Origin of the sequence: Gemmata algarum (assembly GCF_034097035.1) — a bacterium.
GTDB lineage: Bacteria > Planctomycetota > Planctomycetia > Gemmatales > Gemmataceae > Gemmata > Gemmata algarum.
The window spans coordinates 1-445 of sequence record NZ_JAXBLV010000137.1 but is presented as its reverse complement, the minus strand read 5'-3'; the positions used below and the strand labels follow the sequence as shown (position 1 = coordinate 445).

The window sequence follows — 445 nt, the reverse complement described above, 5'->3', positions numbered from 1 at the left end:
GCTCACCTGCACCGCCACCATCGGATGAGCAGTGCGTCACAATACAGCGGGCGGTGTCAGGTGCAGCGCCGGGTTCGGCCTCGGCCCTCACGCGATCAACCGGTGCCGTTGGCTCACTATCTGCTCGAACACAGACCAGCCATGCCCCTCGACGAGCCGGGTGAGCGCCTCGGCCGATGCCCGCACGGGATCATAGCGGACCTGGACCCACACCACGGGGTACACGCCTCCTGTGACGGCCGCCAACTTGTCCCCGTCGCACAGCTCGTCCGCCAACTGGCCACGGCTCTTGATGACCGCCAGAGAGTACCTAACAGCGTCGCCGTGGGACTCGGCGAACGCTGCGAACAGAAACTCAGCCCCGGCGAGGCTCGTAGCGAGGTCGCCAAGGTTCCGAACGCCTACGCAGTTGAGAACGCCAAGCGCCATCCGAAGCCCTCGGGTG

General features: G+C 66.3%; 1 protein-coding gene. It reads right to left on the bottom strand.

Annotated elements, in window-relative coordinates; all coding sequences use genetic code 11:
- Nucleotides 1-87: 87 nt before the first annotated feature.
- Nucleotides 88-445: hypothetical protein (locus R5W23_RS11780; RefSeq protein WP_320686489.1), on the bottom strand; the 358-nt coding region annotated here is incomplete at its 5' end.